The organism is Jatrophihabitans sp., from assembly GCF_036000465.1.
Classification (GTDB): Bacteria; Actinomycetota; Actinomycetes; order Mycobacteriales; family Jatrophihabitantaceae; genus Jatrophihabitans.
In genome coordinates this window covers 245,109-262,412 of the sequence record NZ_DASYFV010000013.1, presented here as the reverse complement: position 1 = coordinate 262,412, position 17,304 = coordinate 245,109, and the positions used below count along the sequence as shown (strand labels likewise).

The following is a 17,304-nucleotide window of genomic DNA, read 5'->3' as shown; positions in this document are numbered from 1 at the left end:
CCGGCGCGCGAAGAGCACCACAGTTCATGCCGTGGCGAACTCTCCGAAGGACAGCGGACCCGGCGACGTCGCACGTCGTCCCAGCCCGGGCGTGCCGGCGGCGGTGCGCTACGCCAAGCGGGTCTCGCACACGGCCCGCAACGTCGCCGAGGTGGTCCGCTTCGGCGGTCTCGTCACCGACGAGGAGCACTCGCCCTACACCGTCGAGGCCGAGCAGGCCAACTACCGGCTGCGCCACTACTACTCCGACCACACCCCCAGCACCCCGGCCACCGACGCCACCCCGGTGCTGCTCGTCCCGCCGCTGATGATGTCCACCGAGGTGTGGGACGTCTCGCCCTCGACCTCGGCCGTCGCCGCGCTGCACGCCCAGGGCGCCGACCCGTGGGTGGTCGACTTCGGTGACCCGGGACGCGAGCCCGGCGGCCTCGAGCGCAACCTCACCGACCACGTGCTCGCCGTCAGCGACGCCGTCGACCGGGTCGCCAAGGCGACGGCCAAGAAGATCGTGCTCGCCGGGTACTCGCAGGGCGGCATGTTCGCCTACCAGACCGCGGCCTACCGCCGGGGCGAGGACATCGACTCGCTGATCACCTTCGGCTCGCCCGTCGACACGACCGCGCCGCTGCCCATCCCGATCGCGCCCGAGGTCATCGCCCGCCTCGCCGGCGAGCTCGTCGACTCCGGCCTGCTGCGCAAGGTGGCGCTGCCGAGCTGGATGGTGCGCTTCGGCTTCAAGATGCTCGACCCGGCCAAGACGGTCCAGGGCCGCCTGCAGTTCCTGATGGCGCTGCACGACCGCGACGCCCTGCTGCCCCGCGAGCGGCAGCGCCAGTTCCTCGACAGCCAGGGGTGGACGGCGTACTCCGGCCCGGCGATCGCCGAGCTGCTCGAGCAGTTCGTCACGCACAACCGGATGCTCGAGGGCGGCTTCGTCATCGACGACCGGCTCGTCACGCTCGCCGACATCGACCTGCCGATCCTGACGTTCGTCGGCGCCACCGACACCATCGGGCACCCGGACGCGGTGCGGGCCGTCCGCCGCGCCGCGCCGCGCGCGACCGTCTACGAGGTCACGCTGCCGGGCGGGCACTTCGGCCTCGTCGTCGGTTCCAGCGCCTCGAACATCACCTGGCCGACCGTGGCCGAGTGGGTCAAGTGGCGTGAGGGCAAGCGTGACCTGCCCGAGGCCATCGCTCCCGCCGAGACCATCGAGGCGGGACGTCCGCTGCGCGCCGGAACCGCCGCGGTCGCGGCCGCCCAGGGCTTCGAGCTCGGCCTCGGCGTCGGGCGCATGGTGCTCGGCGCGGCCCGCCGCGGGGGCCGGCTCGTGCGCAGCGTGGTGCGCGAGGCCCCGGCCCAGCTGCCCCGCCTCGCCCGCATCGAGCAGCTCGACCCGGCGACCCGCATCTCGCTCGGCCTGCTGCTCGACGAGCAGGCCCGCCGGGCGCCCGACGACATCGCGTTCCTCTTCGGCGACCGCGCGCACCGCCAGTACGACGTGAAGAACCGCGTCGACAACGTCGTCCGCGGCCTGATCAGCATCGGCGTGCGCCACGGCGACCGCGTCGGCGTGCTGATGCGGACCCGCCCGAGCGCGTTCACGGTCATCACCGCCCTGAGCCGTCTCGGCGCCACCGCGGTGATGCTGCGGCCCGATGGCGACATCGCGCGCGAGGCCGGTCTCGGCCGGGTCACGCTGATCATCTCCGACCCCGAGCACACCGAGTTCGTCGACGAGATCGAGGGCGTCACCTGGGCCGTGCTCGGCGGCGGCGGCGACTGGCGCGAGCTCGGCGTCGAGGCGATCGACATGGAGCGCATCGTCCCGGACGAGGTCGAGTTGCCCGCCTGGTACCGGCCGAACCCGCACCGCGCCGGCGACGTCGCGTTCGTGCTGTTCACCGGCGAGGGCAAGGGCACCAAGGCGCTGCAGATCACCAACCGCCGGTGGGCGATGTCGGCCCTGGGTACCGCGTCGGCCGCGGCCCTGCGCCCCGGCGACACCGTCTTCAGCGTGGCGCCGTTCCACCACTCGTCGGCGCTGCTCATGAGCATCGGCGGCGCGGTCGCGTCCGGCGCCCGGTTCGCGATGGCCAGCGCCGACGACCCGGACACGTTCTGGGAGGAGGTGCGCCGCTACGGCGCCACCCACGTCGCCTACACCTGGACGTCGCTGCGCCCCATCGTCAACGCGCCGCCGCACCCGAACGAGCAGCACCACCCGATCCGGATGTTCATCGGCTCGGGCATGCCGCGCAACCTCTGGCGGCGCACGACCGAGCGGTTCCCGACAGCCAAGGTGCTCGAGTTCTACGCCTCGGCCGAGGGCGAGGCGATCCTCGCCAACGTCGCCGGACGCGTGCCGGGCTCGATGGGCCGTCCCCTGCCGGGCACGGCCGAGGTTCGCGTCGCCGCCTACGACATGACCCACCGCCGCCTCGAACTGGACGCTGCCGGGCTCGGCCGCGAGTGCCGCGTCGACGAGGTCGGGCTGTTGCTGGCCCGGGTGAACCCGGCCGACTCGATGGCCGGCGTGCCGCTGCGAGGCGTCTTCGAGTCGGGCGACGCGTGGCGCTCGACGGGCGACCTGTTCCTGCGCGACGAGCACAACGACCTCTGGCTGGCCGGCCCGGTGGCCGAGATCGTCGACACGGAGGACGGCCCGGTGATCCCGTCGGCCACCCGGTTCGCGCTCGGCATGATCCCGGCGGTCGACCTGATCGTCGCCTACGGCGTGACCGACGGCGACGCCGACGTGCTCGTGGCCGCGGTGACCCTGCGCGACAAGGGCGAGCTCGACACCGCCGACCTCGAGAAGGCCCTCGACAAGCTGCCCGCGCCGCAGCGTCCGCGCTATGTGCAGACGGTCCCGTCGATCCCGGTGACGACCTGGCACCGGCCGCTGTGGCGCCCGCTGCAGGCCAGGGGCGTGCCCACCCCGGCCCGCGGCCGCCGGGTCTGGCGCCTCGCCGACGACGGCGCGCATTACGAACCGGTCACGTAGCGGATCAACCGCAACCGGGTGCGCCTCCGTGCTGTCTAGTAGGGCATGGAGGTGCTGGTGAGAAGCGAGGTCGGCTTCGCGGAGTTCGTCCGGCAGCACACGCCGGCGCTCGTCCGCACCGCTTACCTGCTCACCGGCAACGGCCCGGCCGCCGAGGAGCTCGTGCAGGACACCCTCGTGCGGCTCTACCCGAAGTGGGATCGCGTCGCCGCGGCGGACGCGCCGCTGGCCTACGTGCGACGCGCGCTCACCAACGGCTTCATCAACCACAGCCGCCGGGCGTCCCGGCGCGAGTACGCGGTGGCCGAGCTGCCCGAGTCCATCGAGGAGTACGACGCGAGCGCCCGCCTCGCCGACCGCGACGAGATCTGGGCCGGGCTGCGCCGGCTGCCCGAACGACAACGAGCCGCGCTCGTCCTGCGCTTCTTCGACGACGTCAGCGACGAGGACGCCGCCGCGGCGCTCGGCTGCCGGGTCGGCACCGTGCGCAGCCTGATCAGCCGGGGCCTGGCCGCGCTGCGGGAGCAGATGGCGGCCGACGCCGGGAGGACGGCATGAGACACCACCCCGAGAACCGAGACCTCGAACTCGCGCTGCGCCGGTCGCTGTACGAGCAGTCCGGGCAGGCGCCGGCGGCCGGTCCGCTGGCCGAGCGCATCGTCGCCGCCGTCGATCGCCCGATCGCCTACGTCGCGCCGCCCCGTCGCCAGCCGGCCTGGCGCACCTGGGCGCTGCCGCTGCTGGCCGCCGGGGCGGCTGCCGCCGTCGTCGGCGCGGTCGCCGTGGTGCAGAGCCAGAAGCCCGAGGCCGGGGTGCCCGCGATCGACTCGCCCACCACGTCGGCTCACGCCTCGTCGTCACCCCCGGCCGCGCCCACCCACGCGAGCACCCCGCCCACCTCGACCACGCCGTCGGGGACCGGTGCGGCGGCGCGCGGGAGGGGCACGCTGTCGAACCTCCGCCTGCTCGACGTCACCTTCGACGGTGCCGACGACGGCTGGGCCCTGGCGTCGTCGACCTGCCTCACCGGGCCGGGCCGCTGCACCGCGCTGCTGCGAACCACCGACGGCACCACCTGGACGAGTGTCGCGAGCACGCCGTTCAACGTGGCCGGGGTCAACGGCTGCGCCGCGCCCTGCGTGCAACACCTGCGCTTCGCGACGTCGCAGATCGGTTACGCCTACGGGTCGCAGGCGCTCTTCGTAACCACCGACGGCGCGAAGACCTGGCACGGTCAGACCGGTGGGGCCGAGGCACTCGAGACCCTCGACGGCAACGTGATCCGGGTCGTGTCGGGCGGTTCCGGCTGCCCCGGGCCGTGCCATGTCGGCATCGAGCGGTCGGCGATCGGATCGTCCACCTGGACCGCCGCCACGCTGCCGACCGACGTCAACGTGGCCGGGCTGGCCTTCGCCCGGGGCGGTTCCGCCGCCTACCTGCTGGCCGAGCGCAACCCGGCCGGCGGGGCGAACAACGCGACCGCCACGCTCTACGCCTCCACCGACGACGGTGCGACCTGGCACGCCGAGGGCGAGCCGTGTCCCCAGGTCGGCGGTGAGGTGGACAGCCACGACGTCGCAGCCGCCTCCGGCACCCGGTTGACCGTGCTGTGCACCGTCCGGGATGCCGGGCAGCGCACGTTCGTGGCGACCTCGACCGACGGCGGGCGGACGGCCACCGCGGCCGGCGGCACCATCCCGGTCGCGGCCGACCACCTCGCCGGCGACCCCCGCACCGTCCTCGCCGCCGGCGGCGACCGGCTGGCGGTCAGTCGCGACGGCGGGGCCACCTGGACCACGATCCCGAAGGTCAGCGGCCCGATCACCTTCGTCGGTTTCGAGTCGGCCACCATCGGCCGGGTGATCGGCGACAACGGGCAGTCGCTCTGGACCACCCGCGACGGCGGGCTCACCTGGCAGCGCGCCGCCTTCCGCTGACGCCGCCGCCGCGGTATCACCCGCGCCGCTCGCGTCTCCTCCTCACCGTCCCGTCGATCCCAGGAGCCGTCATGTCCGTGTCCCGCCGCCTCGCCGTCCTCGCCACCAGCGCCCTCGCCCTCGGCGGTGTCGCCGCGATCGGGGCCGCCCCGGCCTCGGCCGCCCTGCCCGCCTGTGGCAACACCTCGCTCACGGTCAGCGCGAGCGCCGAGCAGGGCGCCACCGGCCACGCCAACTTCATCCTGCGGTTCCGCAACCGCACGGGCAACACCTGCACGATCTACGGCTACCCCGGCCTCGACGCCCTGAGCTCCACCGACCACGTGCTCGCCCACGCCACCCGCACCGTGAACGGCTTCACCGGCGGCAGCCGGCACGGCATCCCGACCGTCGTGCTGCACCCCGGCGCCTACGCCTCGGCCGACGTCGAATGGATGAACTTCAACCCGGTCACCAGCGGCGCCTGCACCTTCTCGCACTCGGTCGCGACCACCCCGGCGAACACCTCGCACACCGTGCACCTCGCCCGCTCGGTGAGCGTCTGCCGCCTGCAGGTGCACCCGACCGTCCCGGGTCTGACCGGCAACTACTGATTCCCCTCGCCGATCGTGGAGCGTCAGGCGCCTCCGATTCGCGCCCAACGCTCCACGATCGGGTAGCCGGGCGGCCCCGACGTTGAGAGTTGGCACTCGCCGCGTTAGAGTGCCAATTCGGGAGTGGTTGACCCCCGCGACGGCAACCAGCCCCATTCATGCGTACGAGTCATCGCCCCGAAATCAAGGGCACACCCGAGAAGGGGAGTCACATCGTGACCGCCACCAAGGTCAGCATCAAGCCGCTCGAGGACCGCATCGTCGTGCAGGCCAACGAGGCCGAGACCACGACCGCGTCCGGCATCGTCATTCCCGACACCGCCAAGGAGAAGCCCCAGGAGGGCACCGTCCTGGCCGTAGGCCCCGGCCGCATCGACGACAAGGGCAACCGCGTTCCGCTCGACGTCACCGTCGGCGACGTCGTCCTGTACAGCAAGTACGGCGGCACCGAGGTCAAGTACGCCGGCGAGGAGTACCTGGTGCTCTCGGCCCGCGACGTCCTCGCGATCATCGAGAAGTAAGCACACACGAAGTCTCCGCCCCGGCCGCGCGCACCATCGCGTGCGCCGGGGCGTTTCGGTTGTGCCCCGAGCAGGTCTGAAGAACGGAAAGGAACCCCATGGCGAAGATCCTCAGCTTCGACGAGGACGCCCGCCGCGCGCTGGAGCGCGGCGTTGACAAGCTGGCCAACGCGGTCAAGGTGACGCTCGGCCCCAAGGGCCGCAACGTGGTGCTGAGCAAGTCCTTCGGCGCCCCCACCATCACCAACGACGGCGTCACCATCGCCCGCGAGATCGAGCTCGACGACCCCTACGAGAACCTCGGCGCCCAGCTCGCGAAGTCCGTGGCGACCAAGACGAACGACATCGCCGGCGACGGCACCACCACCGCCACGGTGCTCGCGCAGGCCCTGGTCAACGCCGGGCTGAAGAACGTCGCGGCCGGCGCGAACCCGATGTCGCTCAAGCGCGGCATGGACGCTGCGGTCACCGCGGTCAACGAGGCGCTCGACAAGGCCGCCGTGCCGATCGAGAGCGAGGGCGCGATCGCGCACGTCGCGACGATCTCGGCGCAGGACTCCACTATCGGCACGCTCATCGCCGAGGCGTTCAGCAAGGTCGGCAAGGACGGCGTCATCACCGTCGAGGAGAGCCAGACCCTCACCACCGAGCTCGAGTTCACCGAGGGCATGCAGTTCGACAAGGGCTACATCAGCCCCTACTTCGTCACCGACCCCGAGGCCGGCGAGACCGCGTTCGACGAGCCCTACCTGCTCATCACCACGCAGAAGATCTCTTCGATCGCCGACCTGCTGCCGGTGCTCGAGAAGGTCGCGGCGGCCAACAAGCCGCTCGTGGTCATCGCCGAGGACGTCGACGGCGAGGCGCTCTCGACCCTGGTCGTGAACGCGATCCGCAAGACCTTCCAGGCCGTCGCGGTCAAGGCGCCGTTCTTCGGCGACCGCCGCAAGGCGTTCCTGCAGGACCTCGCCGTCGTCACCGGTGCCGAGGTCGTCGCCCCGGAGGTCGGGCTCAAGCTCGACCAGGTCGGCCTCGACTCGCTCGGTAAGGCCGGGCGCATCGTCGTCACCAAGGACACCACCACGGTCACCCACGGCGCCGCCTCGCAGAGCGAGATCGACGCCCGGATCGCGCAGATCCGGCGGGAGATCGAGGAGACGGACTCCGACTGGGACCGCGAGAAGCTGCAGGAGCGGCTGGCCAAGCTGGCCGGCGGCGTCGGCGTCATCAAGGTCGGCGCGGCCACCGAGGTCGAGATGAAGGAGCGCAAGCACCGCATCGAGGACGCGATCTCGGCCACCCGCGCCGCGATCGAGGAGGGCATCATCGCCGGTGGCGGTGCCGCTCTCGTCCACGCCGCCTCGGCGCTCGACGGTGACCTCGGCCTGACCGGTGACGAGCTCACCGGCGTCGGCGTCGTCCGCTCCGGGCTGCGCGAGCCGCTGCGCTGGATCGCCTCCAACGCCGGCCTCGAGGGCTACGTCGTCGTGTCGAAGGTGGCCGAGCTCCCCGAGAACCACGGCCTCAACGCGGCCACCGGCGAGTACGTCGACCTGCTCGCCGACGGCGTCGTCGACCCGGTCAAGGTCACCAAGGCGGCGCTGTCCAACGCAGCCTCGGTCGCGTCGCTGATCCTGTCGACGCAGGCCTCGATCGTGGAGAAGCCGGCCGAGCCGGAGCACCACGACGACGGCCACGGCCACGGCCACGGCGGCCACGGGCACAGTCACTAGCGCCAGGCACCACCAGTGCGACGAAGGGCCCGCAGCGATCGAGATCGCTGCGGGCCCTTCCGTCGTCCCGGCCGAAGCCGGGTCGGTCAGGCGGAGGCCTGCTGCCGGGTGAGCAGCGACTCGCGCTCCTCGGTCGACAGGCCACCCCACACGCCGTACGGCTCGCGGGCGGCCAGCGCCCAGCGCAGGCAGTTCTGGACGACGGGGCAGCCCGAGCACACGGCCTTGGCCCGCATCTCACGTCGAACCCGGGAAGGCCCCCGCTCGTTCTCCGGGTGATAGAAGCCGGCAGTGTCCGAACCGCGGCACGCGGCCTCCATCTGCCAGTCCCAGTCGCCCTCGCGCAGAGCGGGCAGCCGTCGAATTTCGGCCATCTACGTCCTCCGGACACCAGGACCGCCCGCCTCCGGGGTGGTCGTCTGTGTTATCCAAAGAACGAGCGCGCCAAAGGTGACGCGGCCCGCGCGGGAACGTGAGAAATCGGCAAGATGGCGGTCCGGGCCGCCCGAATTACGCCGGAACGCCGTGACTAGCGGCGCTTGCTCAGGGCCTGGACGGCGTCGGTGTAGCCGCGGGCGTAGTCCCAGCTGACGTAGGCGTCGCGGTCGGGGGAGAACGCGGGCTCGTGGACGTGGGTGCGACCCTCGCCGAGCAGGGCACGCAGGTTGGCGGCCATGAGGTCCCAGCCGAAGAAGTGCTGCTCGCCGCAGTCGGCGCAGTCGACGGTGATGCCGTCGACGCCGAGCGGGCTGAGCGTGCTGCGGAACGAGGCCAGCTCGGCGAGGTCGGCCAGCACGTCCTCGCGCTCGTCGTCGCTGAGCGGCTGCGCCGGATCGCTGTCGTCGAGCAGCGCCGCGGGATCGTCGGGATCACCGAGGAACGGATCGAGTGGACCGTCTTCGAGATTCATCTGGCCCCCGCCATGAGATTCACACCCTCACGGTAGGACGCCGTAGGGGCTGCGCGCCAACCGAAACGAGAACCGGCCGAGCCCGCCGGCCCAGTATCCCCCGGTTTCGCGCCGGGCGGGAGGGGTTGTGGGAAGCCGCTGATATCGCGGGCGGGCGCACCTCGCGACCCGCGTAGGATGCGGTATCGGCGCACGCAAGGAGCTTCCATTGCCCGACGAGTCCTCACTCGACCGCCCGTCCGCCACCGGTTCCGGTTCCCGCCTGCCCGACAAGTTCGCGGCGATCGGCCTCACCTACGACGACGTCCTGCTCCTGCCGGGCGAGACCGACGTGACGCCCAACGAGATCGACACCACCGCACGCCTCACCCGGGAGATCTCGCTGCGGGTGCCGCTGCTGTCGGCCGCCATGGACACCGTCACCGAGGCCCGCATGGCCATCGCCATGGCCCGCCAGGGTGGCCTCGGGGTCCTGCACCGCAACCTCTCGATCGAGGACCAGGCCTACCAGGTCGACCTCGTCAAGCGCACCCAGACCGGCCTCATCCCGAACCCCGTCACGATCGGCCCCGACGCCACCCTCGAGCAGCTCGACGAGGTCTGCGGCGAGTACCGCATCTCCGGCCTGCCGGTCGTCGACGCCGATCAGCGCCTGCTCGGCATCATCACCAACCGCGACCTCCGCTTCGTCCCGGTGGCCGAGTGGAGCACGACCAAGGTCGACGAGGTCATGACCCCCATGCCGCTGATCACGGCGCCGGTCGGCATCTCGCACGAGGACGCCACCGCCCTGCTGCGCCAGCACAAGCGCGAGCGGCTGCCGCTGGTCGACGAGCGCGGCCGCCTCGCCGGGCTGATCACGGTCAAGGACTTCGTGAAGTCCGAGCAGTTCCCCAGCGCGTCGAAGGACCCGCAGGGCCGGCTCATGGTCGGCGCCGCGATCGGGTATTTCGGTGACGCCTGGGAGCGCGCCACCACCCTCATCGAGGCCGGCACCGACGTCCTCGTCGCCGACACCGCCCACGGGCACGTGCGGATGCTGCTCGACATGGTGCACCGGCTGAAGAGCGACCCCGCCACCCGCCACGTCCAGGTCATCGGCGGCAACGTCGCCACCCGGGCCGGCGCCCAGGCCTTCGTCGACGCCGGCGCCGACGCCGTCAAGGTCGGCGTCGGGCCCGGCTCCATCTGCACCACCCGGGTCGTCACCGGCGTCGGGGCCCCGCAGATCACCGCCGTCTACGAGGCCTCGCTGGCCTGCAAGCCGGTCGGCGTGCCGGTGATCGCCGACGGCGGGCTGCAGTACTCCGGCGACATCGCCAAGGCCATCGTGGCCGGCGCCGACACCGTCATGGTCGGCTCCCTGCTCGCCGGCTGCGACGAGTCGCCCGGTGAGTTGATCTTCGTCAACGGCAAGCAGTACAAGAGCTACCGCGGCATGGGTTCGCTCGGCGCGCTGAGTTCACGCGGCAAGAAGTCCTACTCCAAGGACCGCTACTACCAGGCCGAGGTGACGAGCGACGACCAGCTCGTGCCCGAGGGCATCGAGGGACGCGTCGCCTACCGCGGCCCGCTCAGCGCCGTCACCCACCAGCTCGTCGGCGGCCTGCGGCAGGCGATGTTCTACGTCGGGGCGCGGACGACCGCCGAGCTCGCCGAGCGTGGCCGGTTCGTGCGCATCACCCAGGCCAGCCTGAAGGAATCGCACCCGCACGACATCCAGATGACCGTCGAGGCGCCGAACTACACGGTCGGCTGACCGCCCCTAGAAGTCGCGCCCGCCCTCGGTCGGCGGGCGCAGGTTGGCCCCGAACACCGCCGCCTGGGTGCGTCGCTGCATACCCAGCTTGGCCAGCAGGCTCGACACGTTGTTCTTGACCGTCTTCTCGGCCAGGAACAGTCGCTCGCCGATCTGCCGGTTCGTCAGGCCCTCGGCGATCAGCACCAGGATCTTGCGCTCCTGGACGTTGAGCGAGGCCAGCCGGGCGTCCTCCTGCTTGCCCTCGCGGATGCGCCGGAGCACCCGGTCGGTGACCGAGGGGTCGAGCAGCGACTGGCCGGCGGCCACCTGGCGCACCGCGTCGACGAGGTTCGAGCCGCGGATCTGCTTGAGGACGTAGCCCGCCGCCCCGGCGAGGACGGCGGCGAAGATCGCCTCGTCGTCGTCGTAGGAGGTGAGGATCAGGCAACGGATCTGCGGCTGCTCCTCGCGGATGACGCGGCAGACCTCGATGCCGGAGCCGTCGGGCAGCCGTCCGTCGAGGATCGCGACATCGGGACCGGCGGCCGGGATGCGGCGCAGGGCCTCGGCCACGGTGCCGGCCTCGCCGACCACCTCGAAGTCATCGACGCTGTTCAACAATTCCGCGAGACCACGCCGGACGATCTCGTGGTCGTCGAGCAGGAAGATCCGGGTCATCGACGCGGGGGGGTCCGCTGTCGTCATACGTCGTGGCTCCTCGTGGTCGCTGTAGGACGTCAGCAGACCACATTTGCCGGCTCGGCGGGTACAGGACCGGCTGTCGGTACTGGATCATTTTCCTCAACGACGCGGCGGCCCCGCGGTGCCGTCGACCCGCGGGAAGCGTCGCGGCGGGCGGATCGCGGCGCGGACGTCAGCCGAACGGAGGCCGAACACGCGGGTGCGGATCTCGTCGATCGTCTCGTCCAGGTCGGTGATGTGCCGGCTCAGGCGCTCCTCGAGGTCGGCCGGCAGGCCGCTCGCGGCCAACCCCTGCAGCCCCATGCCGGTGGCGAACAGCCGCTGCATGACGTTGTCGTGCAGGTCCTGCGCGATGCGGTGACGGTCCTCGAGCACGCGCAGCCACTCGGCGTCGGCCCGGGCGTCGTCGAGGTCGAGGGCCAGCGCGACCTGGTCGGCGAAGGTGGTGGCGAGGTCGAGTTCGCGGGGGGTGAAGCCGAGGCTGCCCTGGGTGCGCATGAGCACCACCGCGCCGCGCAGGCCCTTCGCGTCGACGAGCGGCGCGAGCATGACCGGTCCGAACCCGTGGATGTTCTCGAACTCGGGCTTGGCGATCAGTGTCATGTCGCTGAGCAGCAGGCTCTGCCCGGAGAGCATGGCCCGGCCCATCGGCGAGGACTCCGGGGTGAAGACGAGGTCCTGGAACTCCTCGGCACCGCGTCCGACCGTCACGGCAACCCGGAACCGGCCGTCCTCGGTGGGCAGCACGAGCGCGCCGTAGTCGGCCTCGGCCACGTGCAGCGCCCGCGACACGACCTCCATCAGCAGGTCCACGTCGGCCTCGGCCAACAGGGCCCGGGCGATCTCGCCCGACGCGTTGAGCCAGTCGCGGCTGCGCCGCGCGTCCTCGTACAGCCGGGCGTTGGCGACGGCGGTGCCGGCCACCGCGACGAGGGCGTCGATGAGCTCCTCGTCCTCGACGCTGAACCGGCCGCCCTCGGGCGTGGCCAGGTGCAGCTCGCCGAACAGCTCCCCCCGGACCTCGATCGGCACCTGCAGGTAGAGGCTGCGCGCCGTCCCACGCGGGCCGGGGTACGCGGAGATGCGGGCCGCGGTCTCGTCGTCGGTGCCGTGCTGGACGAGGTGCTCCTGCGCGCCGTCGGGGCTGATCACCCGCAGCACCCCGCTCGAGGCGCCGACCAGACGGCAGGCCGACTCGACGATCAGCGACAGCACCGTGGCGAGCGACGGCTCGCTGGTGATCAGGCGATGAGCCTCGAGCAGGCCGCGCAGACGGCCCGGAGCCGTCGACGACGGTCCGGCGGGCGTCGCCTCGGCGATCGGCATGCGGGGGGTCCTAGCTGCGCGGAACGCGCGTCGAGAATCGTGTAAAGCGAGCATGACGGCTGCGTCCGGCCGTCGGAGCAGAGGACGGCCCGGACATACAGGACCTAGGTCCTCCGACCCGGGCCCCGATCCGGGTACGGCAGACTCAGGGCATGCCAGAGACAGTGGAGATCGGCCTCGGACGCAGCGCCCGCCGCGGCTACCACCTCGCCGACATCGCCCTCGTGCCCACCCGACGGACCCGCGGTTCGGCGGTGGTCTCGACCGCCTGGCAGATCGACGCGCATGCCTTCGACCTTCCGTTCGTGGCGGCGCCGTCCGACGCCGTCACCTCACCCGAGACGGCGATCGAGATCGAACGCCTGGGCGGGTTGGCCGTCCTCGACGGCGAGGGTCTGTGGGCCCGGTACGAGGACCCCGCCGCGGAGCTCGCCGGGCTCGACGGCGACACCGCGACGCTGCAGCGGATCTACTCCGCCCCCGTGTCGCCCGAACTGCTGCGCCGCCGGATCGGCGACCTGCGGCGCTCGGGGGTGCGCGTGGCCGTCCGCCTGTCGCCCCAGCACACCGCCGAGCTCGCGCCGCACGCCCTGGCCGAGGGCGTCGACCTGCTGGTCATCCAGGGCACGGTCATCTCGGCCGAGCACGTGATCCGGGAGAACCAGTCGGGGCTGAACCTCAAGACCTTCATCGCCGACCTCGACGTCCCGGTGCTCGTCGGTGGCGTCACGAACTACCAGACCGCGCTGCACCTCATGCGCACCGGCGCGGCCGGCGTGATCATCGGCTACGGCTCGCACCTCGGCTCGTCGACCCACTCGGTGCTCGGTATCGAGGTGCCGATGGCCACCGCCCTGGTCGACGCCGCGGCCGCCCGGCGCGACTACCTCGACGAGACCGGCGGCCGTTACGTGCACCTCGTCGCGTACGGCGACCTGTCGACCGGCGGCGACATCGCCAAGGCGCTCGCCTGCGGCGCCGACGCGGTGATGCTCGGCGAGCCGCTCGCGGCCGCGGCCGAGGCACCCGGCCAGGGGCGGTACTGGGATTCCACCGCGGCCCACCCCCGCCTCCCGCGGTCGGCCGTCGTCGACTTCACCGCCCCCTCGGACGGCGAGCGGCCTACGTTGGAGGAACTGCTCGCCGGCCCGACGTCCGACCCCACGGGTGAACGCAACCTGTTCGGGGCGGTGCGGCGGGTGATGGGCAAGTGTGGGTACTCCACGTTGAAGGAGTTCCAGAAGGCCGAACTGATCGTGACGAACCGGTAGGAGAGCGATGAGCAAGCCCCTGAAGTTCGGCTACAAGGCCAGCAACGAGCAGTTCGCGCCGACGGAGTTGTTGAACTACGGCGTGCTGGCCGAGGAGCACGGCTTCGACTCGGTGTTCGTCAGCGACCACCTGCAGCCCTGGCGTCACGACGGCGGGCACGCGCCGTTCGCGATGACGTGGCTGGGCGCGCTGGGCGCGCGGACCGAGCGGATCACGATGGGTACCTCGGTCCTCACCCCGACGTTCCGCTACCACCCGGCGATCGTGGCGCAGTCGTTCGCGACGCTCGGCTGCCTGTTCCCCGGGCGCGTCGTGCTGGGTATGGGCAGCGGCGAGTCGATGAACGAGGTGCCGCTGGGGGTCGAGTGGCCCGACGGCAAGGAGCGGTTCGCCCGTTTCCGCGAGGCGGTGAAGCTGATCCGCCAGCTCTGGTCGGAGGAGCGGGTCAGCTTCGAGGGCGACTACTACACGACCGACAAGGCGACGATCTACGACCGTCCGGAGCAGCCGGTGCCGATCTGGCTCGCCTCGTCGGGCCCGGCCGCGACCCGTTTCGCCGGCCGGGCGGGTGACGGCTGGATCACCACGTCGGGCAAGGACCCGGCGCTCTACACCGACACGTTGATGCCGGCCATCGCCGAGGGGGCGGAGAAGGTGGGCCGCTCGATCTCCGATCTGGACATGATGATCGAGGTCAAGGTCTCCTTCGACCACGATCGTGATGAGGCCATGCGGGCGACCCATTTCTGGGGCGCGCTCGGGCTGAGTGCCGAGCAGAAGCAGGGCGTCGAGGACCCGGTCGAGATGCAGCGCCTGGCCGACGGGCTCTCGGTCGAGCAGACCGCGAAGCGCTTCATCGTCTCGACCGACCCGGACGAGCACGTCGCGTCGATCAAGCGTTATCTCGACCTCGGCTTCAACCACCTGGTGTTCCACGCCCCCGGCCCGGACCAGGCCAAGTTCCTCAAGCTCTACGGCGAGGAAATACTCCCGCGGCTCCGGAGCTTGTAGCGCTCGATGAGTGATTCGGGAATGCGGCGTGCCCTGCGCCGTGCGCGGGACGGGGTCGCGCTCGACGCGACCGAGGCCGAGATCCTGCTGGGGGCGCGGGGTGACGACCTCGTCGACCTGTGCGCCTCGGCGGCCCGGGTTCGGGATCAGGGGCTCGAGGACGCCGGTCGGCCCGGCGTCGTCACCTACTCCCGCAAGGTCTTCATCCCGCTGACGCGGCTGTGTCGCGACCGCTGCCACTACTGCACGTTCGCGACCACGCCCAACCGTGTGCCCGCGCCGTTCCTCAGCCCGGACGAGGTGCTGGCGATCGCCACCGAGGGCGCGGCGCTCGGCTGCAAGGAAGCCCTGTTCACCCTCGGCGACCGGCCCGAGGACCGCTGGCCCGCGGCGCGCGAGTGGCTCGACGCGCACGGCTACGACTCCACCCTCGCCTACGTCCGGGCGATGGCGATCCTGGTGCTCGAGAAGACCGGGCTGCTGCCGCACCTCAACCCCGGTGTCATGACGTGGAGCGAGCTGCAGCGGCTCAAGCCGGTCGCGCCGTCGATGGGCATGATGCTCGAGACGACGTCGCGGCGACTCTTCGAGGACCCGCACGGCGCGCACTTCGGCTCGCCCGACAAGGACCCGGCCGTGCGGCTGCGCGTGCTCGAGGACGCCGGGCGCACCAACGTCCCGTTCACCACCGGCATCCTGATCGGCATCGGCGAGACGCTCGCCGAACGGGTCGACGCGCTGTTCGAGCTGCGCCGCATCGCCCGCGCCTTCGACTCGATCCAGGAAGTCATCGTCCAGAACTTCCGGGCCAAGCCCGACACCGCGATGGCCCGCATGCCCGACGCCGAACTCGACGACCTCGCGGCGACCGTGGCGGTGGCGCGGCTCGTTCTCGGCCCGCGCATGCGGCTGCAGGCCCCGCCGAACCTCATCGGCGACGAGTTCGCGTTGCTGCTGCGCGCCGGCATCGACGACTGGGGCGGCGTCTCACCGCTCACCCCCGACCACGTGAACCCCGAGCGGCCGTGGCCGCACATCGACGAGCTGCGGGCCCGCTCGGCCGAGGCCGGGTTCGAGCTGCGCGAGCGCCTCACCGTCTACCCGCCCTATGTCACCGGCGGCGAACCGTGGCTCGACCCGCGCATCGTGCCGCACGTCGCCGCGCTCGCCCGACCCGACGGTCTCGCGGACGAGGGCGCGGTTCTCGCCGGCCTGCCGTGGCAGGAGCCCGACGACGCCTACACCTCGAGCGGGCGCACCGACCTGCACACCGCCATCGACACCGAGGGCCGCACCGAGGACCGGCGCAGCGACTTCGACAGTGTCTACGGCGACTGGGAGACGGTGCGCGCTGCCTCGGTGCGCACCTCGGCCCTGCAGAAGCTCGACGCCGACGTGCTCACCGCGCTGCGGCACGCCGAGGCCGACCCGGCCGGGCTCTCCGACGCCGACGCGCTCGCGCTGCTGCACTGCGACGGCGCCGAGCTCGACGCCGTGGCCGCGCTCGCCGACGCGCTGCGGGCCGACGTCGTCGGCGGCGACGTGACCTACGTCGTCAACCGCAACATCAACTTCACCAACGTCTGCTACACCGGCTGCCGGTTCTGCGCCTTCGCCCAGCGCCGGACGGACGCCGACGCCTACACCCTGTCGATGGACGAGCTCGGGCGTCGCGCCGAGGAGGGCTGGGAGCTCGGCGCGACCGAGGTCTGCATGCAGGGCGGCATCCACCCCGACCTGCCCGGCACGGCCTACTTCGACATCGCCCGCGCGGTGAAGGAGCGCGTGCCCGAGATGCACGTGCACGCCTTCAGCCCGATGGAGATCGTCAACGGCGCGGCCCGCACCGGCCTGTCCGTGCGCGACTGGCTGATCGCGGCGAAGGAGGCCGGGCTCGACACGATCCCGGGCACTGCCGCCGAGATCCTCGACGACGACGTCCGCTGGCTGCTGACCAAGGGCAAGCTGCCGGCGTCGGAGTGGATCGAGGTCGTCACAACCGCGCACGAGCTGGGCATCCGCTCGTCGAGCACGATGATGTACGGCCACGTCGACAACCCGGCGCACTGGCTCGGGCACTTCCGCACGCTGGCCCGCATCCAGGACCGCACCGGCGGCTTCACCGAGTTCGTCGGTCTGCCCTTCATCCACACCAACGCGCCGATCTACCTCGCCGGGGTCGCCCGCCCCGGCCCCACGCCTCGGGAGAACCGGATCGTGCACGCGATGGCCCGCATACTGCTGCACGGCCGCATCGACAACATCCAGTGCTCGTGGGTCAAGCTCGGCGCCGAGGGATCGCGCCAGGTGCTGACCGGCGGGGTGAACGACCTGGGCGGCACGCTCATGGAGGAGACGATCAGCCGCATGGCCGGGTCGCGGCACGGCTCCGCGAAAACGGTCAAGCAGCTGGACGACATCGTCGCCCCGCTGCCCGGTCGCACGACCCGGCAGCGGCTGACCGACTACCGCGAGGTTCCGGCCGAGCGGCTGGCCGCGGCCCACCGGTTCACCGGCGTGCTGCCCGGCGTGGCCGGCTGAGCCTGACCGC

The 17,304-nt window shown here is 71.9% G+C and carries 14 protein-coding genes; 10 read left to right on the top strand and 4 right to left on the bottom strand.

The annotated features are described in order from the left end of the window. Nucleotides 1-31 precede the first annotated feature (31 nt). The 6 genes from VGN18_RS05610 (at nt 32) to groL (ending at nt 7,791) form a co-directional block, all read left to right on the top strand. The gene (locus VGN18_RS05610; RefSeq protein WP_327538668.1) at nt 32-3,007 is read left to right on the top strand and encodes an AMP-binding protein; all 2,976 of its coding nucleotides are present in this window, start codon (nt 32-34) and stop codon (nt 3,005-3,007) included. Between the two features lie 57 nt (nt 3,008-3,064). Next, nucleotides 3,065-3,565 carry a SigE family RNA polymerase sigma factor gene (locus VGN18_RS05605; RefSeq protein ID WP_327538667.1) on the top strand — a complete coding sequence of 167 codons (501 nt, stop codon included), beginning with the start codon at nt 3,065-3,067 and terminating at the stop codon, nt 3,563-3,565. Further along, on the top strand, nt 3,562-4,944 hold the full coding sequence (locus VGN18_RS05600) for a hypothetical protein (RefSeq protein WP_327538666.1): 1,383 nt from the start codon (nt 3,562-3,564) through the stop codon (nt 4,942-4,944). The genes VGN18_RS05605 and VGN18_RS05600 overlap by 4 nt, the downstream gene beginning before the upstream one ends. Before the next feature lie 71 nt (nt 4,945-5,015). After that, entirely contained in the window at nt 5,016-5,537 is a 522-nt protein-coding gene (locus VGN18_RS05595; RefSeq protein WP_327538665.1) for a DUF4232 domain-containing protein, read from the top strand. A gap of 158 nt (nt 5,538-5,695) precedes the next feature. Next, nucleotides 5,696-6,058 (top strand): co-chaperone GroES, encoded by a 363-nt coding sequence (groES, locus tag VGN18_RS05590; protein WP_349259834.1) that lies wholly within the window; start codon nt 5,696-5,698, stop codon nt 6,056-6,058. 98 nt (nt 6,059-6,156) lie between these two features. Beyond that, nucleotides 6,157-7,791, top strand: coding sequence for a chaperonin GroEL (gene groL, locus VGN18_RS05585; protein WP_327538663.1), 1,635 nt, complete (start codon nt 6,157-6,159; stop codon nt 7,789-7,791). An 86-nt stretch (nt 7,792-7,877) separates the two neighbouring features. Here the strand turns inward: groL and VGN18_RS05580 are convergent, their stop codons facing one another. Beyond that, nucleotides 7,878-8,165, bottom strand: coding sequence for a WhiB family transcriptional regulator (locus VGN18_RS05580; protein WP_327538662.1), 288 nt, complete (start codon nt 8,163-8,165; stop codon nt 7,878-7,880). Between the two features lie 155 nt (nt 8,166-8,320). Beyond that, the gene (locus VGN18_RS05575) at nt 8,321-8,701 is read right to left on the bottom strand and encodes a DUF5319 domain-containing protein (RefSeq protein ID WP_327538661.1); all 381 of its coding nucleotides are present in this window, start codon (nt 8,699-8,701) and stop codon (nt 8,321-8,323) included. A gap of 262 nt (nt 8,702-8,963) precedes the next feature. Between VGN18_RS05575 and guaB the strand changes: the two genes are divergently transcribed. Next, nucleotides 8,964-10,460: an IMP dehydrogenase gene (gene guaB / locus VGN18_RS05570; RefSeq protein ID WP_414655017.1), complete on the top strand. Its 1,497-nt coding sequence runs from the start codon at nt 8,964-8,966 to the stop codon at nt 10,458-10,460. A 6-nt stretch (nt 10,461-10,466) separates the two neighbouring features. Here guaB and VGN18_RS05565 read toward each other — a convergent pair whose 3' ends face one another. Both VGN18_RS05565 and VGN18_RS05560 read right to left on the bottom strand, forming a co-directional pair. After that, a complete protein-coding gene (locus VGN18_RS05565) occupies nt 10,467-11,147 on the bottom strand; it encodes a response regulator transcription factor (RefSeq protein ID WP_327538659.1) in 681 nt (226 codons plus the stop codon). Nucleotides 11,148-11,243: 96 nt separating this feature from the next. Beyond that, nucleotides 11,244-12,470: a GAF domain-containing protein gene (locus VGN18_RS05560; RefSeq protein WP_327538658.1), complete on the bottom strand. Its 1,227-nt coding sequence runs from the start codon at nt 12,468-12,470 to the stop codon at nt 11,244-11,246. Nucleotides 12,471-12,622: 152 nt separating this feature from the next. Here VGN18_RS05560 and VGN18_RS05555 point away from each other — a divergent pair, with 152 nt between their 5' ends. The 3 genes from VGN18_RS05555 to VGN18_RS05545 are packed head-to-tail and all read left to right on the top strand — an operon-like array spanning nt 12,623 to nt 17,294. Beyond that, a complete protein-coding gene (locus tag VGN18_RS05555) occupies nt 12,623-13,741 on the top strand; it encodes a GuaB3 family IMP dehydrogenase-related protein (RefSeq protein WP_327538657.1) in 1,119 nt (372 codons plus the stop codon). 7 nt (nt 13,742-13,748) lie between these two features. After that, entirely contained in the window at nt 13,749-14,753 is a 1,005-nt protein-coding gene (fgd, locus tag VGN18_RS05550; RefSeq protein WP_327538656.1) for a glucose-6-phosphate dehydrogenase (coenzyme-F420), read from the top strand. 6 nt (nt 14,754-14,759) lie between these two features. Next, nucleotides 14,760-17,294 (top strand): bifunctional FO biosynthesis protein CofGH, encoded by a 2,535-nt coding sequence (locus tag VGN18_RS05545; RefSeq protein ID WP_327538655.1) that lies wholly within the window; start codon nt 14,760-14,762, stop codon nt 17,292-17,294. Nucleotides 17,295-17,304 lie beyond the last annotated feature (10 nt).

Coding starts and splice junctions, on each gene's coding strand:
- VGN18_RS05545 (WP_327538655.1), top strand. CDS start 14,760: ATGAGTGATTCGGGAATGCGGCGTGCCCTGCGCCGTGCGCGGGACGGG.
- groL (WP_327538663.1), top strand. CDS start 6,157: ATGGCGAAGATCCTCAGCTTCGACGAGGACGCCCGCCGCGCGCTGGAG.
- VGN18_RS05555 (WP_327538657.1), top strand. CDS start 12,623: ATGCCAGAGACAGTGGAGATCGGCCTCGGACGCAGCGCCCGCCGCGGC.
- VGN18_RS05595 (WP_327538665.1), top strand. CDS start 5,016: ATGTCCGTGTCCCGCCGCCTCGCCGTCCTCGCCACCAGCGCCCTCGCC.
- VGN18_RS05600 (WP_327538666.1), top strand. CDS start 3,562: ATGAGACACCACCCCGAGAACCGAGACCTCGAACTCGCGCTGCGCCGG.
- VGN18_RS05580 (WP_327538662.1), bottom strand. CDS start 8,165: ATGGCCGAAATTCGACGGCTGCCCGCTCTGCGCGAGGGCGACTGGGAC.
- VGN18_RS05575 (WP_327538661.1), bottom strand. CDS start 8,701: ATGAATCTCGAAGACGGTCCACTCGATCCGTTCCTCGGTGATCCCGAC.
- VGN18_RS05560 (WP_327538658.1), bottom strand. CDS start 12,470: ATGCCGATCGCCGAGGCGACGCCCGCCGGACCGTCGTCGACGGCTCCG.
- fgd (WP_327538656.1), top strand. CDS start 13,749: ATGAGCAAGCCCCTGAAGTTCGGCTACAAGGCCAGCAACGAGCAGTTC.
- groES (WP_349259834.1), top strand. CDS start 5,696: ATGCGTACGAGTCATCGCCCCGAAATCAAGGGCACACCCGAGAAGGGG.
- VGN18_RS05565 (WP_327538659.1), bottom strand. CDS start 11,147: ATGACGACAGCGGACCCCCCCGCGTCGATGACCCGGATCTTCCTGCTC.